Source organism: Azorhizobium oxalatiphilum (assembly GCF_014635325.1).
GTDB classification, from domain to species: Bacteria; Pseudomonadota; Alphaproteobacteria; order Rhizobiales; family Xanthobacteraceae; genus Azorhizobium; species Azorhizobium oxalatiphilum.
Window position 1 is genome coordinate 77,471 of sequence record NZ_BMCT01000002.1, and the last position, 19,678, is coordinate 97,148.

Sequence of the window (19,678 nt, forward strand, 5' to 3'; positions counted from 1 at the left end):
CCTTACGGGGTTCAGGCCGCGACGGCGAAATGGGAGGCATCCACCGTGTCGCTCACGTCCACGGCGCGGGGGATGATGCCGAAGCGGGCGAAGATGTCGGCGTGCGCCTGCTGCTCGGCGAGGAAGGCGGCATCGGGTGCGGCGACGCCCCATGGCCGCGCGGTCAGCGCCGGCAGCCATTGCTCGGCCGAATGGCCGTTCAGGCCGTGGAGCAGCTCCGCCGCTCCCTCCGGATCGGCGGCGGTGGCGGCGTCCGAAGCGATCAGCTCGGCCAGCAGGAGGCGCACGGCCTCCGGATGGCGGCGAAGGATGTCGGTCGGCGCCCAGAACACGGTGCGGTTCGAGAACGCGCCGCCCGGCAAAGCGAGGATGCGGATCGGGGTGGCCGCGAGGATGTCGGAATAGAGCGGATCGGTGGCCACGATGGCATCGAGCAGGCCGGCGAGAAAGGCATCCTTCGCGGTGGCAGGGATAATCTCGGCGGCCCGCACATCGCTCCAGTGCAACCCGGCGGCGGCCAGCTCTGCGGCGAGGAACTGGGTGTGCCAGGAGGTGGGCATCAGGCCGATGCCGCGCCCCTTGAGATCGGACAACCGGTTGATGCCGGACTGCGCGCGCACCAGCAGGCCGCCGCGCTCATGGCGGGGCGCGCCGATCCCGAACACGGCGGTGGAGAGGCCCTCCGCCTTGGCGAGGATGGGCGGCGTGGCGCCGGTGCCGGCAAGGTGGATGACGCCGGATTTGAGCAGCGGAATGGTCTGCGAGCCCGCGCCATAGGTGAAAAACGACAGGGCATGCTCGGCAAGTCGCCCGACCGCGTCGCGGCGGCGCGCGAGAATGGAGAGGGAGGGGTTCTGAGGGTGAGCTCCGATGACGAGCGGCATGAGCGGATCTCCTTGGGGCGGGGGACTGGGGGAGGAAGCTGGCGGAAGGGAAAGCGGCGCGAGTGACGATGGAAGTCCCTCGACATGAATTGCAAAATATGAAATCCATGGACTTAGTCAATTAACGGAGGCGATTTCGTGCCCGGCCTGTCGGGGCTGTAGGCTTCCGGAAGGGATCAGCGGGCCGAGGCCGAACGGGTTTCACCTGGGGCACGTCAATCCCGTTTCACGCGCCGCGCGGGAAGTAAGTCATGACTCAGCAGAAACAGCTTCGCTTCAACGCCTTCAACATGACCGCGCCGAGCCACAACTGGGCGGGGCTTTGGAGCCATCCGCGCGACACGGCGGCGGATTACAACACGCTGGATTTCTGGGTCGATCTCGCCCGCACCGCCGAACGCGGCCTGATGGACGGCATCTTTCTGGCGGACGTGTTCGGCGTGTACGACGTGTTCGGCGGCAATGCCGACACTGCCATCCGCACCGGCGCGCAGCTGCCCAACACCGATCCCGTGCTGATCGTGCCGACCATGGCCCATGTGACGCAGCACATCGGCTTCGGCGTCACCGCCAATCTCACCTATGAGCATCCCTACCAGTTCGCCCGCCGCTTCTCGATGCTGGACCACCTCACCAAGGGGCGCGTCGGCTGGAACATCGTGACCGGCTATCTGGACAGCGGCGCGCGCGGCATGGGTCACGCGGGCAACCGCCTGCATGACGACCGCTACGAGGCGGGCGAGGATTTCCTTGCCGCCACCTACAAGCTCTGGGAAGGGAGCTGGGAGGACGACGCGGCCGTGCGCGACCGCGCCACCGGCGTCTTCACCGATCCGCGCAAGGTCCATCGCGTGGTCCATGACGGCCCCTATTACAAGGTGGACGGCATCCATCTGGCGGAGCCCTCGCCCCAGCGCACGCCGGTGCTCTATCAGGCCGGCACCTCCGGGCGCGGCAAGGCGTTCGCGGCCAGGCATGCGGAGGCGATCTTCCTCAACGGGCAGACGCGCCCCATCCTCGCCCGGGCCGTGCGCCAGATCCGCGAGCAGGCACAGGCCTTCGGGCGCGATCCCTATGACATTCGGGTGTTTTCCGGCGCCACCGTCATCGTCGCCCCGACGCGGGCGGAGGCGCAGGAGCTGCACGCCGAATATCGCCGCTACGTCAGTCTGGAAGGGCAACTCGCCCTCGTGTCCGGCTGGACGGGCATCGACTTCTCCACCTTCGACCCGCAGCAGGCGGTGGAATATGTGAAGAGCAACGCCATCCAGTCCATGGTGGAGAACCTCACCGTGAACAGCGAGACGCCCATCAAGGTGGGCGATCTCGGCACGCTCAGCCCCACCGGCGCGCGCTCGCCCTTCGTGGTGGGCTCGCCGCAGGACGTGGCTGACGAGCTGATCAGCTGGGCGCAGGACACCGACATCGACGGCTACAATCTGTTCCGTCTGGTGTCGCCGGAATCCCTTGAAGCCTTCGTCGATCTGGTGGTGCCGGAGCTGCAGTCGCGCGGCGCCTACAAGACCGAATATGGCGCGGGCACCCTGCGCGAGAAACTGTTTCCGGGGTCCGGCCCGAAGCTGAAGGCCAGCCATCCGGGTGCCGGCTTCCGTTATGGGGCGCCGGTGGCGGGCGCGCGCCGCATCGGCTAGCACGTACGCGGTGAGCATCTGCTCGCGATCCCCCGCTGCACGGCTCAGGCCTTGTCCGCAGCCAGCCTCGGCTGGGCGGCCAGACGCCCGGCCGTATAAGCGTGGCGCGGCGATCCATAGACCTGCGCCACCGATCCCAGCTCCAAGAGCGTGCCGAGATGGAGCGCAGCGACGCGGTCACACAGGTGCCGCACCACGGAGAGATCATGGCTGATGAACAGAAGGGGGAGGGGATCTCGCCCGGCGCCACGGCGAGCGAGACGCCGTCCACCGCGCGCACCCGCCACGCGGGCAGGGGCACCGCCTGCGCCGCCTCCACATAGGCCGTGGAGTTTTCGGCTACCGCCGCTCCGTGCATGGCGTGCGCAAAATAGGCGTACTGGGCCGTGGCCAGCGCGGCAAGCATGCGTGGGCCGGACGGCCGGACTCGATCGTTATCGGCGCGGCATTTGGATTGCGGTTCGATCTCGTCTAGAGCTTGGCGACCCAGTTGCAAACCAGATGCAGTCATCGATTGGCGCCATGGCCCGCACGTCCACTTCCCCTGTCCTGCCTCCGGCATTGAACGTTCAGGAAACCCAGCAGCGGGCCAGCGACCGCTGGAACCCGTGGCATGCCGGGCAGGCGGAGCTGCTCGCAGCCCTGGGCGAGGGCGCACAATGACGGTGCAGGTAGAGGTTTCGGAACAGACCGTCGTCGATCTGATGAATGCGGGACGCCTGGACGAGGCGGAACGGCTCCTGCGCGGGCTGCTGGCGGCCAGCACGGCGCCGCTGCACCTCGTGCGGCTGCTGGCACTCGCGGTACGCGGACAGGGGCGCATCGCCGAGGCGCTGGATCTTCAGCTTCAGCTGGTGGACGCGCTCCCCGGCGATTTCTCCAGCCGCTTCGATCTGTCCGAAAGCCTGCTGCTGCTGGGGGATTTCGAGCGCGGCTGGCGCGAGTATCAGTGGCGCTACCGGATGCCCCACACGTCGGCCATCGAACGCAAGGTGCAGCGCCCGCGCTGGAACGGTGCGCCCATGCCGGGGCAGACGCTGCTCATCCATGACGAGCAGGGGTTCGGCGATACGCTGCAATTCCTGCGCATGGTGCCGGCCGCCAAGGCGCGCAGCGGCGCACGGGTGGTGCTCGACGTGATGCCGGAACTCCTGTCGCTGGCACAGCGCATGGAGGGTATCGACGCCGTCACCGAGAAGGGCACCCTGCCGCCGGCTTTCGACAAGCACTGTGAGCTGATGTCCCTGCCGCAGGTCACGAAGCTGACGCTTGATGACCTGCCGGGGCCGGTGCCCTATCTGACGCCGGATCCGAAGCATGTGGAGATCTGGCGCAAGCGGCTCGCGAACCTGCCGCGCCCGCTGGTGGCGCTGGTGTGGGCCGGCCGGCCGACCCATGGGAATGATGCCAACCGCTCCATGAGCCTTTCCGATTTCGCCCCGCTGGCGGGATTGGGCCTCACCTTCCTCGCGGTCCAGAAGGGGCCGAAGGCAGCGGAGGCCCTGACCCCGCCGGCCGGGCTGCGGGTCGAGGCGCTGGATTCGCATATCAACGGATTCGAGGACACGGCGGCCATTCTCAGTATCGCCGATCTGCTGGTATCGGTGGATTCCTCGCCCGTGCATCTGGCCGGTGCCCTCGGGCGGCCAGCATGGGTTCTGCTGCCCTTCGTACCCGACTGGCGCTGGCTGCTGGAGCGCACGGACAGCCCCTGGTATCCGAGCCTGCGGCTCTTCCGGCAACGGTCGCGCGGTGATTGGGCGACGGTGATCGGAGAGCTGGGCACGGCCCTGGCTGCCCTGCGCGGATAGGAATTCAGCGGCGTCGCCGGCGCGCTGGTGTTCAACCGCTCCGACGACATCACCTTCGCGGCCGTCATCTCCGGCTCGGGTACGCTGACCAAGCAGGGCGCGGGCACGCTGACGCTGACCGGCGCCAACACCGTGACAGGCGGCAGGGCCAGAGGAAAGTCCTCCGGGGCGGATCGGTCAGGACGACGCCGTGGCGAAGTATGGAATGCACGCCAGGACGACCATCAGCTGGACCGCATTGGCGAGCATGCCGCCCCAGTGCAACTGCCGCAGCCGGCGCGCGCCGTCGGCACTCCCGGTGTCCGGGTCCCTGATCCACGCGTCCACCCGCTGCAAGAACCAGCGCCGTGACAAGGCGGCAACGGCGGCAATCAAGCCAATGCCGAGTGCCAGGCTGAGGTGGCCGGTGACGGTAACGGCGATTGTCCCGATGACGCCTGCCCCGGTCAGCGCTACGAAATATCCATTGAACATCGCGCGCAAAAGCCGCGCCACAGGAGGTATGTCCAGCCTGACCATCAGGAATGCCGGCGCTGCAAGAAATAGATACACCATCGGAAGGAGCAGGACGATACTCGAGAAGACGATAGAGGTATCTGGCATCACCCGAATCCTTTATTTCGGAGTGCGTTTCAGCTTGTATTCAATTCATATGAACGATTTTAAGTATTAAATTGCGTAATTTGAATAGCGCGCTATGCCGCTTGTACTGGGTTGCTCCAACGGGAGCAGGGGGATCCGGCGCTATCAGTCATACTATCAGTTGTATCGGGTGTTGATGCAATTGTGCATTGGTTGGGTATGTGAGCGCTTGCCTGCGCAGCCGGTATAGGCCGGGTGGCTAACAGCATTGGCGCATAACGTCCGCGATCCCCATGGAATGAATGGCGAAAGTCATGACTGCCGCGCCGGGGAGATCGTGTCCGATGCAACGAGCGGAAAATGACAGGCGACGAAATGGCCGGCTTCGGCTTCCTGCCATTCTGGCGCGCGCGCCGCGCATAGGGGTGCCGCGCGCGGGCATCGTGTCCGAAAGCGGCAGCCGCTCGGCGGGTTCATGGGAGAGGGTAGCTCTCCGGCGAGCAGATGTGACGGTGAGGGGCTCCAGTCCGGGTCCATGACGGGAATGGCGGCCATCAATGCCGCCGTGTAGGGATGCAATGGCGCCGCGTAGAGCCGCGCCGATGGCGCGAGTTCACACAGGCGGCCGAGGTACATCACCGCGACGCGGTCGCTGATGTTCTTGACCACGGCAAGGTCATGACTGATGAACAGCAGCGTCAGGCCGTAGCGCGTCTTCATATCCTCAAGACAGTTGAGGATCTGCGCGCGCACCGAAACGTCGAGCGCCGAAACCGGCTCATCGCAGATCACGAGCTGCGGCTCCGTGACCAGCGCCCGGGCGATGGCGATGCGCTGGCACTGGCCGCCGGAGAATTCGTGCGGCCGGCGGTCCATGATCTGATCGGGATCGAGGCCGACGGTTTCGAGCACGGCACGGACGCGGCGTCTGCGGTCTTCGGTGCCGCCGATGCCGGCAATCGCCAACGGTTCGGCGACGATGTCGCCTACCTTGCGGCGCGGATTCAGCGAGGAGATCGGATCCTGGAAAATCATGTGCAGGCGTTTGCGCGCCCGCCGCAATGTCGCGGTGTCGAGCTTTGCGAGGTTGCGCCCCTCGAAGATCACCGAGCCCCCGGTCGGCGGCGGAAGCTGCATGATCGCACGTGAAATCGTCGATTTGCCGCAGCCGGATTCACCGACCAGTCCGAGCGTCTCGCCCCTGTAGACCGTAAAGCTGACGTTCGCGACGGCCATCAGCCGTCGCCCTCGTGGCAGAGCGTAGGTGACGGACAGGTCGTCGATGACGAGGAGTTCTGCCGGGCTCATGCGGATGCTCCGGGAGATGCGACCGGGTGCCAGCAGGCATAAAGGTGCGCACCCACCGCATCGGACGCCGACAGCGTCGGCCGTTCGTTTCGGCAGATGTCGGTTGCGTGGTCGCAGCGTGGTCCGAAGCGGCATCCCGGCGGCGGCAGCACCATGTCCGGCGGGCGTCCCGCGATCGCGCGCAACCGCGTATGGGGCGGATCGGACAGGTTCGGCGCGGACCGCATCAGGGCCGCCGTATAGGGCATGCGGCAGTTCCGGAACAGCGATCGCGTGGATGCCTGTTCGACCACCTGCCCGGCATACATCACCGCAACCGCATCGGTGTATCCGGCCACCACGCCGAGGTCGTGCGATATGAGGATCATCGCCATGTCGTGAGCCTTCTGTCGGCGGTGCAGCAGGTCGAGGATCTGCGCCTGGATCGTGACGTCGAGGGACGTGGTCGGCTCATCGGCGATGAGAAGCTTGGGGTCGCAGGCGAGCGCGATGGCGATCGCGACCCGCTGGCGCATGCCGCCGGACAATTGGTGCGGATACTGGTGCAGGCGCTCCTCGGGGAGAGACAGGCCCACGGATGTGAGCAACTCGGTTGCCCTCGACCGGGCGGCGCAGCCGCGCAAACCCAGATGCCGGGCAAGCACCTCCGTGATCTGGACGCCGATGCGCTTGACCGGATTGAGCGACGATGTCGGATCCTGGAAGACCATTGCGATGTCCCTGCCGCGGATGTCGCGCATGTCCGGCTCGGACAGGGTCAGCAGATCGCGGCCCTCGAATGCGATGCGGCCGGTGGTGGTCGTGCGCCGCTTCGACAGAATGCCGATGATGGTTCGGGCGAGGGCGCTCTTGCCGGACCCCGACTCGCCGACGATCCCCAGCGTCTGCCCCCGCCGGAGCGAAAACGACACGCCATCGACGGCGCGCAGCGGGCCGCGCGGCGTGTGGAAGTGCGTTGTGAGGTTGTTCACCTCAAGCAGAGCCGGGCCTGCGTCCGTCATAGCGCGCTGCCACGCAGGTCTGTCCGTGCGCGCAGGCGCTCGCCGATCAGATTGATCGACAGCACAGTGAGAAACATCAGCGCGGCGGGAATGAAGGGAATGTAGGGCAATGTGGCGAGGTCAACCTGACCGTCCGCGATCATGTTGCCCCAGGTCGGCCACGGCGCCGGCAGGCTCAGGCCGAGAAAGGACAGCACGCCCTCGACCACGATGATGCGGGAGATCACGAGAAGCGCGTAGATCAGCATCGGGATCACAACGTTCGGCAGGATTTCCAGCGACAGCACCCGCCAGTGGGTCGCGCCCATGGCGCGGGCCGCCAGAACGAAGTCGTGCTGGGCGAACACCAGCGTATTGGCGCGCGCGACCCGCATGAAGGTGGGGACGGTCAGGACGCCGAGCACGATGACCAGAAGCGGGACGCTGGCTCCGACATAGGCCGTGACGGCGAGGACGACGAGGATGCCGGGAAACGCCATGACCGCATCCATGGCGGCAGCGATGACGGCTTCCACGCGCCCGCGAAAATAGCCGGCTGCCATGCCCAGAAGCATGCCGATGCCAAGTCCCAGAGCCGGCGCCAGCAGGCCGACGGTCAGGGATATCCGGGCGCCGAAGATCGCTCGGGAGAGGATGTCCCGGCCGAGTTGGTCGGTGCCGAACCAATGGGTGCGATCGGGCCAGTTGGAGAGCGCCGCGAAGTCCGTCTCGATCGGGCTCGGCAGCGGCAGAAGATTGGCTGTGGTGGCCAGCGCGACCACGATGGCGATCCAGACCGCCGGGAGCCAGAAGCGAAACCCCAGCCGATCGCGCACCTGCATCGGGCTCGGCGCTGCCATGGCCGATGCGGTCTCATGCCCGGGATCGTCGGCGAAGGCACTCATTGCCGCACGCGCGGATCGAGCAGCGCGTAGATGAGATCGACGCCGAAATTGATCAGGACATAACCGACGGATATCACCGCGACACATCCCTGCACGAGCATCATGTCGCGATTGTAGACCGCGCCTGTCAGCATGCGGCCGATGCCGGGCAAGCCGAAGATCGTCTCCACCACCAGCGCGCCGGCAATGGTGGCGGCGATCTGCAGGCCGGAAATCGTCACCAGCGTGAATGACGATGGCCGCAAGGCGTGGCGGAACAGGATGAAAGCGGGACCGAGGCCCTTGGCCTTGGCGAGGGCGATATAGTCCTGTTGCAGCGTCCTGATCATGTCGGCACGGAGCACGGCGAAGAGGGACGGCCATTCCGCCAGCGCGATCGCGAGCGCGGGCAACGCAAGATGCGCGAGGTTCCTGACGGGATCGGTCATGAACGGCACGTAGCCGGTCGATGGCAGCCAGCGCAGCTTGAGCGCGAACAGGAACATCAGGAGGATTGCGAGAATGAACACGGGGGCGGCGAGCAGAAGCAGCGCCACCGCGTTCGCGAACTGGTCGATCCTGCTGCCGGCCTTGTAGGCGCACAGCACGCCGGCCGGAACCGCGATGAGCAGCGCCAGTCCCTGGCTCAGCAACATCAGCTCGATCGTCACCGGAAGGCGATCGAGGATGGATTCCATCACCGGCACCTGCGTGATGTAGGAGCGGCCGAGGTCGCCGCGCAGGAAGCCGCCCAGCCAGTGCAGGTAGCGCAGCAGGAGCGGCTGGTCGAGGCCGAGTTCGGCGCGGACCTGCGCGACCGCTTCCGGCGTCGCGTCGTTGCCGAGCAGGGCCAGGGCGACGTCACCCGGGAGCAGAGTCATGAGCAGGAAGCTTGCTGCCGCCACCACCAGCAGGACGACGCCCAGGCGCAGCAGCTTGCGCAGGAAGTAGGACATCATGGCCGGCACCCTGCGGTGTGATCCTGCATGCGAATGCTATCTGGGATCGACCCATGCTTCGTTGAGGCGCACGAGACCGCGCCGCATCAGCGGGATGTTGTGGACCCGCGGCAGTGTGATGGCGAAATAGTTCGATTGCATCCGCAGCAGGATCGGCATCTGCAGGGCCATCTCCTTGCTGAAATCACAGTATGCTTTCTTGCGGACGTCGACGTCGAGGCTGCGACGGCCGGTCTCGATAGCCTGATCGAGAACCGGATCCTTGATCCTGGTGATGTTGCCGCCGCTCTTCGAGAAGAAGGCCTGATAGACCTGAAAGTCGGGGTCGGGCACATCGGCCACTTCCCACATGGCGAGCTGATAGTCGCCACGCAGCACCGGGTTGATGTAGGAGGGGCCGCCCTGAATGCTCCTGATCTCGGTCTCGATGCCGACCTTCTGCCAGAAGCTCTGGTAGAGCTGCGCCGGAATGCTCATGATTGCCGTCGGCTGCACCTGGAGCACGATCTTCACAGGCTTGCCGTACTCCTGCAGGAGGGCTTTGGCCTTCTCCGGATTGTATTCGGGATAGCCGACATCCGGGCAATGCCACTCGGAATTCGCGCCCCAGAAGCTGGTGGCGAGCGTGCCGACGCCGTCGAAGCCGACCTTCAGCTCGATATTGCGATCCAAGGCATGGGCCAGCGCCTGACGGACCCGGACATCGTCGAACGGCGGCACGGAGGTGTTGATGTTGACGGTGGAGGCGCCGGTGCCGACGTATTCAACGACCTTCAGCCCCTTGTCGCCGCGCGCCGCCACGACCTGCTTGCCGAGGGGCTCATAGAAGATGTCGATGTCGCCGGTCTTCAGGGCCGTGAAACGTGCGGTGGGATCGGGCAGGAAGCGGATGACGATCTTGTCGAGATGCTGTGCCTTCGGATTCCAGTAGTTGGGGTTTTTCTCGAAGGTGATGCTGTCGTCCTGTTTCCATTCCGTCATCATGTAGGGGCCGGCGCCGATCGGCCGGCGATTGAGGTCGGGGCCGGCGGTCTTCTCATGCTCGGTGGGCATCACCCAGATCAGGAAGTTGTCGATCAGAAAGATGCTCGGGAAGGCGGCCCAGGGATAGGCGAGACGGAATTCAACGGTGGTATCATCGATGGCGACCGCCTCTTTCAGCGAGCCCGTCGCAGCCGCGAACATCTGGTTCCGCGACGGATTGAGGATCCGCTGAAAATGGTTCGCCACATCGTGCGCGGTATAGGGCGCCCCGTTGGAAAACTTGAGGCCGGGCCGCAGTTTGAGCGTCCAGGTCAGGCCGTCAGGCGAGCTGTCGAGCGCGGTCCCGAGATCCGGAACCCGGTCGCCCTTGTCGTTCCGCGTGAAGAAGTTGGAGAACACCAGCCCGCCGGCCATGGTGGTCTCGCGATTGGCCGAGCGCGTCGTCAACGCATCGAAGCCCTGGACCTGGGCGGTCGTCGCCATGACGATCGTGCCGCCGTCCTTCGGTTCCGGCTCGGCCGCGCCGCACGGCTGCAGCCCGATGAGTGCAAATGCAATTGCTCCAATGATCGGACCGGCCAGGCTCTTCATGTGGCGTATACCCCCTCTATCTATTATTGATTTTTGAGAATTTATCGGTGGGACGCGAAGTATTGATGGCTTGCGATTGGTGTATGGCTTCCGATCCGGGCACGCGCAACCGAAGAGCTCAGGGCCACTGACATGGCTCCGTTCTTCATTCCCTTGCACCGGCGCTTTGTAGAGTGTCCTCGGGAGGTGTCGCGATGCCGTCGCGATCATCCTTTTAATTGCAACCTACTGTAGGGCTCGCTCCAATGTTTGACAACTCGTTGCACCCGAGATCGGGCTCAAGAACAGCGTGATGGTCGTCAGCACTTAGTAGGGGTGGTTATCCGTTCGCCCGTACAGTGTTCGGACATCGTGGCTGATCTTGAAGGCCGCGCGCATGCGATGTCGGATGCGAGGTGCGCATTCGGTGTATAATAATAGTATGCAATCAATTTGAATGTCTTCGATGTGATGTTCCGGATGCACAGATGATCGTGCGCCGCAACGAATATATGCCTTGCCGAATCGAGAAAAATACTTGCACCGACATGTCCTTAGATGCTCATATGGCTGCGCATCAGCTGGCAGCTTGCGAGGTCTGGGAATGTCGCCTGCCGTCTCCTTCCAGTGTTGGAATTTGGCATCCTTTTGACTGTGGTCGAAGGTGAGAAATACGTGCGCCGCATGTGAGCTGTTGCGGTATGTCGCTCCAGCTCTCTCCCGCGCGCAGATCGACCCAATGTCGGTAGTCCTTCGCGTCAGGCGCGGGAGGTCCCCACGTCATGTCGGTACGGTTCGTAAGCGTCCTGTTTGCTGCGGGAGTCGCGCTGTTGAGCGCGGGATTGCCATTTGCCGCCAAGGCGGCTGAAAATGGGATCGGCTTCTATCTTCTGGGCAGTCGCGGCCCGATGGCGGGGTATCTTCCGCCGCCCGGCGTCTATCTTCAGAACGATGTGTATTTCTACGAGGGGAGCGGCGGAAGCGGGCGCATCTTCTCATCCGGTGGTCGGCTGATTGCCGACGTCAGCAGCAAGGCGCAGGCGGATTTCCTGACTGGCACATGGGTCCTTCCGGCCGATGTGCTGGGCGGTCATCTGGCGGTCGGCGCGATCCTCCCTGCGGGCCATGTGTCTGTGAATGCCGGGGCGGCGCTCTATGCGCCGCGTTTCGATGCCGTGTTCGCCCGCGGGGTGCAGGATGATGCCTGGATCGTCGGCGACCCCGTCCTTTCCGCTGTGCTCGGCTGGCATGCGGGCAATTTTCACTGGAACGTCACGGGGCTGCTCAATGTCCCCGTCGGCAACTATCGGAACGACGCGCTCGCAAATCTGGCCTTTCACCGCTGGGCGGGGGACGTGTCCCTCGCGCTGACGTGGTTCGACCCCAAGATCGGGTGGGATCTGTCGGGCGCCGTGGGCTTGACCTTCAACGGCACCAATGAGGCGACGGACTACACCACCGGCACCGAGTTCCATGCCGAATGGGCACTTACGAAGACCCTCTCGAAGGAATGGTCCGCCGGTCTTATCGGCTATTACTATCAGCAGATCACCGGAGACAGTGGATCGGGCGCTCAGCTTGGCGCCTATGAGGGGCGCGTGGCAGCCCTGGGCGGCACCATCGCCTACAATTTCGAGGTCGGAAAGACGCCGGTCTCCGCGCGCCTGAAGGTCTATCGCGAGTTCGCGGCGGAGAACCGGCTGGAGGGGACGCTCGGCTTCCTCACGGTCGCCTTTCCTCTCTCCATCGACAGCAAGTAGAGGCGTCCATGGGTACACAGGCCCGAAAGCGGCTCGCCGCCAGATCCCAATCCCTTGAAACGCCGATGGTGGCCATACGCGGCGGTACCTTTCTCATGGGCTCGGACGACCATTACGCCGAAGAGAAGCCGGTACACCGGGTCACGGTGAGCGACTTCGAGCTGGACGAGACGCCCGTCACCAATGCCCAGTTCCGCGCCTTCGTCGAAGCCACCGGGCACGTCACGTTCGCGGAGATCGCCCCCGATCCGAAGGACTATCCGGGTGCCAGGCCCGAGATGCTGAGAGCGGCCTCGCTCGTGTTCTCAGCCCCCGATCATCCGGTGGGCCTGAAGGATTTCAGCCAGTGGTGGGAGTTCCGTCCCCGCGCAAACTGGCGGCGCCCCTATGGTCCGGGAAGCTCCATCAGGGGGCTCGATGATCATCCCGTCGTCCATGTGGCCTATCGCGATGCGCAGGCCTATGCGGCCTGGTCGGGCAAGGAACTGCCCACCGAGGCGGAGTGGGAATATGCCGCGCGTGGTGGCCTTGAGGGGGTGGAGTTCGCGTGGGGCGATGAACTGGCACCCGGCGGGGTCCATCTTGCGAACACGTGGCAGGGGGAATTCCCTTTCCAGAATCTCGCTGCCGACGGCTTCGAGCGCACCTCGCCGGTGCGCAGCTATCCGGCCAATCCCTTCGGCCTTTACGACATGATCGGCAATGTCTGGGAATGGACCTCCGACTGGTGGTCGAGCCGTCATCCGGATGATGCGCCGAAGGCCTGCTGCGTGCCGAAGAACCCGCGCGGCGGGCCGCCGGAGCAGAGCTACGACCCGCGCCAGCCCCAGATCCGCATTCCGCAGAAGGTGCTGAAAGGCGGCTCCCACCTTTGCGCGCCCAACTACTGCCGCCGCTACCGGCCTGCCGCCCGCCACGCGGAAGCGGTGGATACGTCCACCAGCCATGTGGGCTTTCGCTGCGTGCGGCGCGCGCCGGGATAACGGACCGCGCTTCGGGCTCGCACATGAGCCGCGCACATCAACCAACGCATGGAGGAGGGGTCATGAGCGCCCGCCAGTCCGTCGCCGGGATCCAGAGCCGGATGAACCGCTCCATCATCGGCCAGGAGAAGGTGGTCGAGCGCCTCATCATTGCGCTGCTGGCCAACGGCAACGTGCTGCTGGAGGGCCTGCCGGGGCTGGCCAAGACCCGTGCCATCCGCAGCCTCTCGCAGACGCTGGAGAGTGAATTCCGGCGCATCCAGTTCACGCCCGATCTGCTGCCTTCCGATGTCACCGGTGGCGAGATCTATCGCGCGGAGGGGACGGGCGCGGGCAGCTTCGAATTTCGCAAGGGACCGATCTTCGGCAACCTCGTGCTGGCCGACGAGATCAACCGCGCGCCCGCCAAGGTACAGTCGGCTCTGCTGGAGGCGATGGAGGAGCGGCAGGTCACTGTCTCGGGCACCACCTACAGGATGCCCGACCTGTTCATGGTGCTGGCGACCCAGAATCCCATCGAGCAGGAAGGCACCTACCCGCTGCCGGAAGCGCAGATGGATCGCTTCCTGATGCATGTGCGCATCTCCTATCCCAGCGACGAGGACGAGACCAAGGTGTTGCGGATGGTCCGCGGCGAGGAAGGCGGCGGAGACGGCGCGCCGGAGCAGAAGATCGCGCAGGCGGAGATATTCGCCGCGCGCGGAGAGATCCGCGCCGTGAAGATGGTGCCGTCAGTGGAGGCCTACATCGTCGCGCTGGTGGCGGCGACGCGCCGGCCGTGGGAGTTCGGCGACCAACTGAAAGTCTGGATCGCCATCGGCGCCAGCCCGCGCGGCACGCTGGCCCTCGACCGCTCCGCGCGCGCCTATGCGTGGTTGCAGGGCCGCGACTACGTGACCCCGGAGGATGTGCAGGCCATCGCCCATGACTGCCTGCGCCACCGTGTCTCGCTGACCTATGAGGCAACGGCAGACGGCAAGGGCACGGACGATGTGATCGATGAACTGATCCGACAGGTGGCGGTGGCTGTCTGAGGGAGGGAGGCCGGCATGACGCAGGACGCCCGTATCCACGTGACGCTCGACGATCTCCTGCGCCTGAAACACCGGGCCAAGGGGTTCAGCTTCCTGCCGCGCCAGCCGGTCCATTCCCTGCTGGCGGGCCGCCACGGCTCGCGCCTGCGTGGGCGCGGGCTCGAATTCGAGGAACTGCGCGCCTATGCCGAGGGCGATGACGTGCGGGCCATCGACTGGCCGTCCACCGCCCGCATCGGCATGCCGCAACTGCGCGTCTACACCGAGGAGCGCGACCGGCAGGTCATCCTGCTGGTGGATCAGCGGCTCGGCATGTTCTTCGGCAGCAGGCGGGCGATGAAGTCCGTGGTGGCGGCGGAGGCGGCGGCGCTGGCCGCCTGGCGCGTCACCTCGCTGGGCGACCGCGTGGGCGGCATCGCCTTTTCGGAGAACGGCCTGGACGAGATCCGGCCGCGCGCCCGTCAGGCCGCCATCGGCCCCCTGTTCGAGGCCATCGTGCGCCACAACAGGGCGCTGCGGGCGGATGATCCACGCCCCTCCGATCCGACGCTGCTCAATCAGGCCATCGCGCGGGCGCTGTCCCTGCTGCCCCATGACGGCCTCCTGACCCTGATCACCGATGCCGCGGGCGCGGATGCCGAGACCGTGCGGCTGATCACGCGGGTCACAGCCCATAATGACGTGCTGATGGTGTTTGTGTCCGACCCGCTGGAGGCGAGCCTGCCGGACATCGGCCGGGCGGTCGTGGAGGAGGGCGGCCGGCAGATGGAGATCGACACCTCCGCGCGCGGCATCCGTGCGCCGTTCGCCGCCGGCTTCCGGCAGCGGCGGGAGGCGGTGGAGCAATTCTCCCGCAGGCGCGCCATTCCCGTGCTGCCGCTTTCCACCGGCCGCGACACGACGGAACAGTTCCGCGAACTGCTCGGCCGCAGGCTGGCGCGGGCTGCGGTCCGGCAAGGGAGGACCGCCTGATGGACGATCCCGCCGACCTCTCCCGCCTCGCGGACATCGCCCTGCCGCCGCCCGTGCCGTTCTGGCCGCCGGCACCGGGCTGGTGCGTTCTGGCCGGCGCGGCGGTGATCGCGTTTCTCATCCTCGTCTGGGCGTGCGTGCGGCATCGGCGGCGGACGGCCTATCGGCGGGCGGCGCTGGCGGAACTCTCAGCCATCGGCCCGGCCTCCGATGCAGAGCGGATGGCGGCCATCTCGGCCATCCTCAAGCGGGCAGCGCTCGTGGCCTATCCGCGCGCCGAGGTGGCGGGCCTCACGGGACAGGGATGGCTCGCCTTTCTCGATCGCACCTCGGGCCGCAGCGACTTTACCGAGGGGGCGGGCCGAGCCCTCAGGAATGCCCCATTCGGCGCGCCCGCGGGCGATGGTGCGGCGGTGCTCGCGGCTGCCGTGTTCTGGGTCCGGACGCATCGGGCGGAGGCGCCGCCATGCTGACCTTCGCCTATCCGCTCCTGGCGCTTCTGCTGCCGCTTCCCTTGCTTGTCTACTGGCTGTTGCCCGTGCACGAGACCCGCCGGGCGGCGGTGAGGGTGCCTTATTTCATCGCGCTGGCGCGGATCGGCGGGGCGGCCACCCGGCAAGGCATCGGCCGACGGGGGCTTTGGAGGACGCTGATGCTGGGGCTCTGCTGGGGGCTGGTGCTGCTGGCCCTCATGCGCCCGCAATGGGTTATGCCGCCGGTCCATCACGAGCGTCCCGCGCGCGATCTGCTGCTGCTGGTGGACCTCTCCGGCTCCATGGACACACAGGACTTCACCGATGCTTCCGGCCGGACGGTCAGCCGTCTCACCGCAGTGAAGCAGGTGCTGGACGACTTCCTCACCCGTCGGGATGGCGACCGCGTGGGCATCGTGGTGTTCGGCAATGCGCCTTTCGCGCTGGTGCCGTTCACCACCGATCTGAAGCTCGCCCGGCAGATGCTGGCCGAGATGCAGGTGGGCATGGCCGGGCCGCGCACGGTACTGGGGGATGCCATCGGCCTCGGTATCAACCTGTTCGCCGCCTCGAAGGCTCCGTCCAGGACCATGATCGCGCTGACCGACGGCAACGACACCGCCAGCAGCGTGCCGCCCGCTGAAGCCGCGCGCATCGCGAAGGACCGGGGCATTGTGATCCACACCGTCGCCGCGGGCGATCCTGCTGCCGCCGGAGAGGAGAAGCTCGACGAGGCCGCGTTGCGCGATGTCGCAACGACGACAGGCGGCGGTTTCTATCGCGCCCTCGATCGCGCGGGCCTTGCTGACATCTACGACAGACTGGACAAGGTGGAGGCCCGCAAGGTCGAGACGGTGAGCTTCCAGCCGCGCATGGAGGTCTATTGGGTGCCGCTGGCGGCGCTGCTGGTGCTGTCCATGCTGTTTCAGGCGCTGCGCCTCGTCCGCTGGCCGCACCGCCGGATGGCGGAGGCAGCGCCATGATGCAAACCATCGCGGCATTTCACTTCATCCGTCCCTGGTGGCTGCTGTTGCTGCTGCCGGCGCTCTTCCTGTGGTGGCGAGAACGACGGGAGGCCGACACGACAGCGCGCTGGCGCGCGGTGATGGATGGCCCGCTGCTCGCGGCCCTCAGCGTCGGCGGGGCACAGAAGCGGCGCATCGGCCCGGAGGATCTGCTGCTGACGGCCTGGATCATCGGCGTCGTTGCCGTCGCCGGCCCCACGTGGCGACTACTGCCATCACCCTTCGCGCCATCCGCCCGGCCGGCCATGTTCGTGCTGAAGGTGACGCCTTCCATGCTGGAGCGCGATCTGCCGCCGAGCCGCCTCGATCGGGCGCGTGAGAAGATGTCTGATCTCCTGAGTGCGCGGCAGGGGGCGCCCACCGGCCTCATCGCCTATGCCGGCTCGGCGCATCTCGTCCTGCCGCCGACGCCGGATACGGCGGTGCTCAATAGCATGGCAACTGCGCTCAGCCCCGACATCATGCCCCGGCAGGGCGACGCGCTTGCCGATGCACTGGCCCTGGCCCAGCGGACCCTCGCGGATGCGGGGCAGGGGGGCTCCATCGTTGTCTTCGCCGACACGGCACCGACGATCGCCGCCCGGCCCTCCGGCAACGCTCCGGTGGTGTTGTTCGCGACCTTGCCGCCGCTGCGCGCACAGGCGGATGCATCCCTGCTGGCGGCGACGCAAGCGCTCGGCGCGCGGCTGGTGGCGCCGACCATCGACGGGGCGGATGTCGCCGCGCTCGCGGCCCGGCTGGCCACGGCCGGTGCTCCGCCACCCGTGCCGGGGGAAGCGCCGCGCTGGATGGAGGCGGGCTGGTGGCTGACACCGCTGCTGGCCCTGCTGGTGCTGCTGTGGTTCCGTCGCGGCTGGGTGCTGGCATGACCCCCCTCCGCGCCATGGCCGCCCTCTCGGGTGCCGTTCTCATCCTCCTGGGTGGCGCCGCCTTCGCGCTCGGCTGGCAAGACCTCTGGGCCAGCCCGGACCAGAGGGGGCGGCGTCTGTTCGATCAAGGCCGCTTCGCTGAGGCTGCCGAGGCCTTTCGGGACCCCATGTGGCGGGGCGTGGCGCAGATGCGGGCCGGGGACTTCAAGACAGCGGAACAGACCTTTGCCGGCCTCGATACGCCGGAGGCGGCCTATGATCAGGCGAACGCCCTCGTGATGCTCGGTAAGTATCAGGAGGCGGTCGTCCGATATGATCATGCGCTCACCTTGCGGCCCGGCTGGACGGAGGCGCGGGCCAACCGCGAGATCGCCCGGCTGCGTGCCGGGCGGATGAAGGCGAGCGGTGAGGATGCGGGCGATCAGCGCGAGGGCGCCGACCAGATCGTTTATGACAAGGACGCCAGGCGGCCGGGCGGGCAGGAGACGGACGTCTCCGGTGCGGCGATGGACGATACGGCGGTGCGCGCGCTCTGGCTGAAACGGGTGCAGACCCGACCTGCCGATTTCCTGCGTGCGCGCTTTGGCTACCAGCTTCAGGCACAGACGCAGACAGCACGGGAGGCGAAGCCATGAGGCGGTTCCTTGTCCTGCTGTTCGTCCTTCTGGCCGCCCCGCTGGGCGCGCAACAGATTTCAGCTCCGTCGCAGACGCCACAGGTGATCGTCCGCGAGAGCCTGTCTCCCGCGAGCGGCGCGGTGGTCGGCCAGCACGTCGCGTTGCGGGTGGACGTCCTGTTCGCGGACGAGATGCCGCGCCCGCCGCGCGTGAGCCTGCCGGAGGTGCCGGGCTTGCAGGTGCTGCGCTTTGAGACGCAGGGCACCGGTCTGCGTGAAACCATCGACGGCAGGGCCTATGTGGGCCAGCGGTTCGAGTTCGCACTCTACGCCCGGCGAGGTGGGGCATTCGACATCGCGCCGGCAGCAGTCACCCTCCTGGACCGCGCCGGGGCGATCACCGGCACGGCCGAGGGGCAAACCGTGCCGCTGCGGATCACCGTTCCGCCCGGCGTCGATCCATCCGGTGCCGTGGTCGCGACCCGCACGCTGACGCTCACGCAAAGCTGGCAACCCTCGCCTGCGGGACATTTCAAGGCCGGCGACGCCGTGGTCCGCATCATCACACGCACCGCGGAGGATATCCCGGGGCTGGCCATGCGGGACGTTGCCTTCGAGGCCCCCGAGGGGGTGCGCGTCTATGCCGATCCACCCGACATTTCAGACCGAAGCAATCGCGGTGTCGTGACCGGGCAACGGGTGGATCGCGTCACCTATGTCTTTGAGCGGGGCGGGACCGTCAACCTGCCATCCCTGACCCAGCCATGGTGGGATCTCAGCTCCGGCACGTTGAAGCATGCCGATGCCGGCGGGACGCGCGTGGAGGTCGCATCGGTCGAAGTCCCTGCCGTGGACGCACGCCAACCGTCCGTGCGGCTGGCTGTCGTGGTCGTGCTTGCGGTGCTGCTGGTGGGCGGGGCAGGGGTCCTGTTGCTGCGGCGAACGCGCTCCCGTCAGGCCGATGAGAGGATGGCCTTCGAGGCTGTGCGCCGGGCGTGCACGGAAGGGGACGCACATGCGGTCTATCGGGCGCTGTGCACATGGCGACCCTGGCTTTCATCGGAACCGCGACAACAGGTGCGCACAGCGACGGCTGATCTTGATCGGGCACTTTTCGCCAGCCCGCCCGCCGACTGGCGGCCCGATCAATCCAGGGCACTGCTCCGCCGCCTGGAAGATGTTCGCCGCCCGCCGGCAACGGCTGCCCAGGTGGCTGTCCTGCCACCATTGAATCCTCGATCAACATGAAAGGAGGCAACTCCCGCTGACCGGTCTTTCCTTTTACGCCCCAGCCAAATCGGAAAATTGCTGATCAGATCAAAAAGGAGAAGG

19 protein-coding genes and 1 pseudogene are annotated in these 19,678 nt (G+C 66.5%); 12 read left to right on the forward strand and 8 right to left on the reverse strand.

Features of this window, described 5'->3' with window-relative positions:
* Positions 1 to 11: 11 nt before the first annotated feature.
* Positions 12 to 884, reverse strand: coding sequence for an ABC transporter substrate-binding protein (locus IEW24_RS08865; protein WP_188577618.1), 873 nt, complete (start codon positions 882 to 884; stop codon positions 12 to 14).
* Positions 885 to 1,135: 251 nt separating this feature from the next.
* Here IEW24_RS08865 and IEW24_RS08870 point away from each other — a divergent pair, with 251 nt between their 5' ends.
* Positions 1,136 to 2,536 (forward strand): LLM class flavin-dependent oxidoreductase, encoded by a 1,401-nt coding sequence (locus IEW24_RS08870; protein WP_188577620.1) that lies wholly within the window; start codon positions 1,136 to 1,138, stop codon positions 2,534 to 2,536.
* Positions 2,537 to 2,580: 44 nt separating this feature from the next.
* Here the strand turns inward: IEW24_RS08870 and IEW24_RS08875 are convergent, their stop codons facing one another.
* Positions 2,581 to 2,733, reverse strand: a complete 153-nt coding sequence (locus tag IEW24_RS08875; RefSeq protein WP_188577622.1) for a hypothetical protein — start codon at positions 2,731 to 2,733, stop codon at positions 2,581 to 2,583.
* 462 nt (positions 2,734 to 3,195) lie between these two features.
* Here IEW24_RS08875 and IEW24_RS08880 point away from each other — a divergent pair, with 462 nt between their 5' ends.
* Positions 3,196 to 4,347, forward strand: coding sequence for a glycosyl transferase family 8 (locus tag IEW24_RS08880; RefSeq protein ID WP_188577624.1), 1,152 nt, complete (start codon positions 3,196 to 3,198; stop codon positions 4,345 to 4,347).
* A gap of 18 nt (positions 4,348 to 4,365) precedes the next feature.
* Positions 4,366 to 4,491 (forward strand): annotated as a pseudogene (locus IEW24_RS29095) (autotransporter-associated beta strand repeat-containing protein); the annotation flags it as partial.
* Between the two features lie 33 nt (positions 4,492 to 4,524).
* Here IEW24_RS29095 and IEW24_RS08885 read toward each other — a convergent pair.
* From IEW24_RS08885 to IEW24_RS08910, 6 genes are all read right to left on the reverse strand, one after another.
* A complete protein-coding gene (locus IEW24_RS08885; RefSeq protein ID WP_188577626.1) occupies positions 4,525 to 4,950 on the reverse strand; it encodes a hypothetical protein in 426 nt (141 codons plus the stop codon).
* 291 nt (positions 4,951 to 5,241) lie between these two features.
* On the reverse strand, positions 5,242 to 6,237 hold the full coding sequence (locus IEW24_RS08890) for an ABC transporter ATP-binding protein (RefSeq protein ID WP_188577628.1): 996 nt from the start codon (positions 6,235 to 6,237) through the stop codon (positions 5,242 to 5,244).
* Positions 6,234 to 7,238, reverse strand: a complete 1,005-nt coding sequence (locus IEW24_RS08895; protein WP_188577630.1) for an ABC transporter ATP-binding protein — start codon at positions 7,236 to 7,238, stop codon at positions 6,234 to 6,236. Before IEW24_RS08895 ends, IEW24_RS08890 begins: the two co-directional genes overlap by 4 nt.
* On the reverse strand, positions 7,235 to 8,077 hold the full coding sequence (locus tag IEW24_RS08900; protein ID WP_188577632.1) for an ABC transporter permease: 843 nt from the start codon (positions 8,075 to 8,077) through the stop codon (positions 7,235 to 7,237). Before IEW24_RS08900 ends, IEW24_RS08895 begins: the two co-directional genes overlap by 4 nt.
* Positions 8,078 to 8,118: 41 nt before the next feature.
* A complete protein-coding gene (locus tag IEW24_RS08905; RefSeq protein ID WP_188577634.1) occupies positions 8,119 to 9,060 on the reverse strand; it encodes an ABC transporter permease in 942 nt (313 codons plus the stop codon).
* A gap of 36 nt (positions 9,061 to 9,096) precedes the next feature.
* Positions 9,097 to 10,845, reverse strand: a complete 1,749-nt coding sequence (locus IEW24_RS08910; protein ID WP_188577636.1) for an ABC transporter substrate-binding protein — start codon at positions 10,843 to 10,845, stop codon at positions 9,097 to 9,099.
* A 677-nt stretch (positions 10,846 to 11,522) separates the two neighbouring features.
* Between IEW24_RS08910 and IEW24_RS08915 the strand changes: the two genes are divergently transcribed.
* The 9 genes from IEW24_RS08915 to IEW24_RS08955 all read left to right on the forward strand — a co-directional run bounded on the left by IEW24_RS08915 (position 11,523) and on the right by IEW24_RS08955 (position 19,594).
* The gene (locus IEW24_RS08915; RefSeq protein WP_244644266.1) at positions 11,523 to 12,374 is read left to right on the forward strand and encodes a SphA family protein; all 852 of its coding nucleotides are present in this window, start codon (positions 11,523 to 11,525) and stop codon (positions 12,372 to 12,374) included.
* 8 nt (positions 12,375 to 12,382) lie between these two features.
* Complete coding sequence (locus IEW24_RS08920) at positions 12,383 to 13,357, forward strand: formylglycine-generating enzyme family protein (protein ID WP_507762629.1); 975 nt, start codon at positions 12,383 to 12,385, stop codon at positions 13,355 to 13,357.
* A 62-nt stretch (positions 13,358 to 13,419) separates the two neighbouring features.
* Entirely contained in the window at positions 13,420 to 14,391 is a 972-nt protein-coding gene (locus IEW24_RS08925) for an AAA family ATPase (RefSeq protein WP_188577642.1), read from the forward strand.
* Positions 14,392 to 14,406: 15 nt separating this feature from the next.
* Positions 14,407 to 15,363: a DUF58 domain-containing protein gene (locus tag IEW24_RS08930; protein WP_188577644.1), complete on the forward strand. Its 957-nt coding sequence runs from the start codon at positions 14,407 to 14,409 to the stop codon at positions 15,361 to 15,363.
* Positions 15,363 to 15,836, forward strand: coding sequence for a DUF4381 domain-containing protein (locus IEW24_RS08935; RefSeq protein WP_210324168.1), 474 nt, complete (start codon positions 15,363 to 15,365; stop codon positions 15,834 to 15,836). The genes IEW24_RS08930 and IEW24_RS08935 overlap by 1 nt, the downstream gene beginning before the upstream one ends.
* Complete coding sequence (locus IEW24_RS08940; protein ID WP_188577647.1) at positions 15,830 to 16,819, forward strand: VWA domain-containing protein; 990 nt, start codon at positions 15,830 to 15,832, stop codon at positions 16,817 to 16,819. Before IEW24_RS08935 ends, IEW24_RS08940 begins: the two co-directional genes overlap by 7 nt.
* Positions 16,816 to 17,730 (forward strand): VWA domain-containing protein, encoded by a 915-nt coding sequence (locus IEW24_RS08945; RefSeq protein WP_244644267.1) that lies wholly within the window; start codon positions 16,816 to 16,818, stop codon positions 17,728 to 17,730. The genes IEW24_RS08940 and IEW24_RS08945 overlap by 4 nt, the downstream gene beginning before the upstream one ends.
* A complete protein-coding gene (locus IEW24_RS08950; RefSeq protein WP_188577649.1) occupies positions 17,727 to 18,365 on the forward strand; it encodes a hypothetical protein in 639 nt (212 codons plus the stop codon). The genes IEW24_RS08945 and IEW24_RS08950 overlap by 4 nt, the downstream gene beginning before the upstream one ends.
* The gene (locus IEW24_RS08955) at positions 18,362 to 19,594 is read left to right on the forward strand and encodes a BatD family protein (RefSeq protein ID WP_188577651.1); all 1,233 of its coding nucleotides are present in this window, start codon (positions 18,362 to 18,364) and stop codon (positions 19,592 to 19,594) included. The genes IEW24_RS08950 and IEW24_RS08955 overlap by 4 nt, the downstream gene beginning before the upstream one ends.
* Positions 19,595 to 19,678 lie beyond the last annotated feature (84 nt).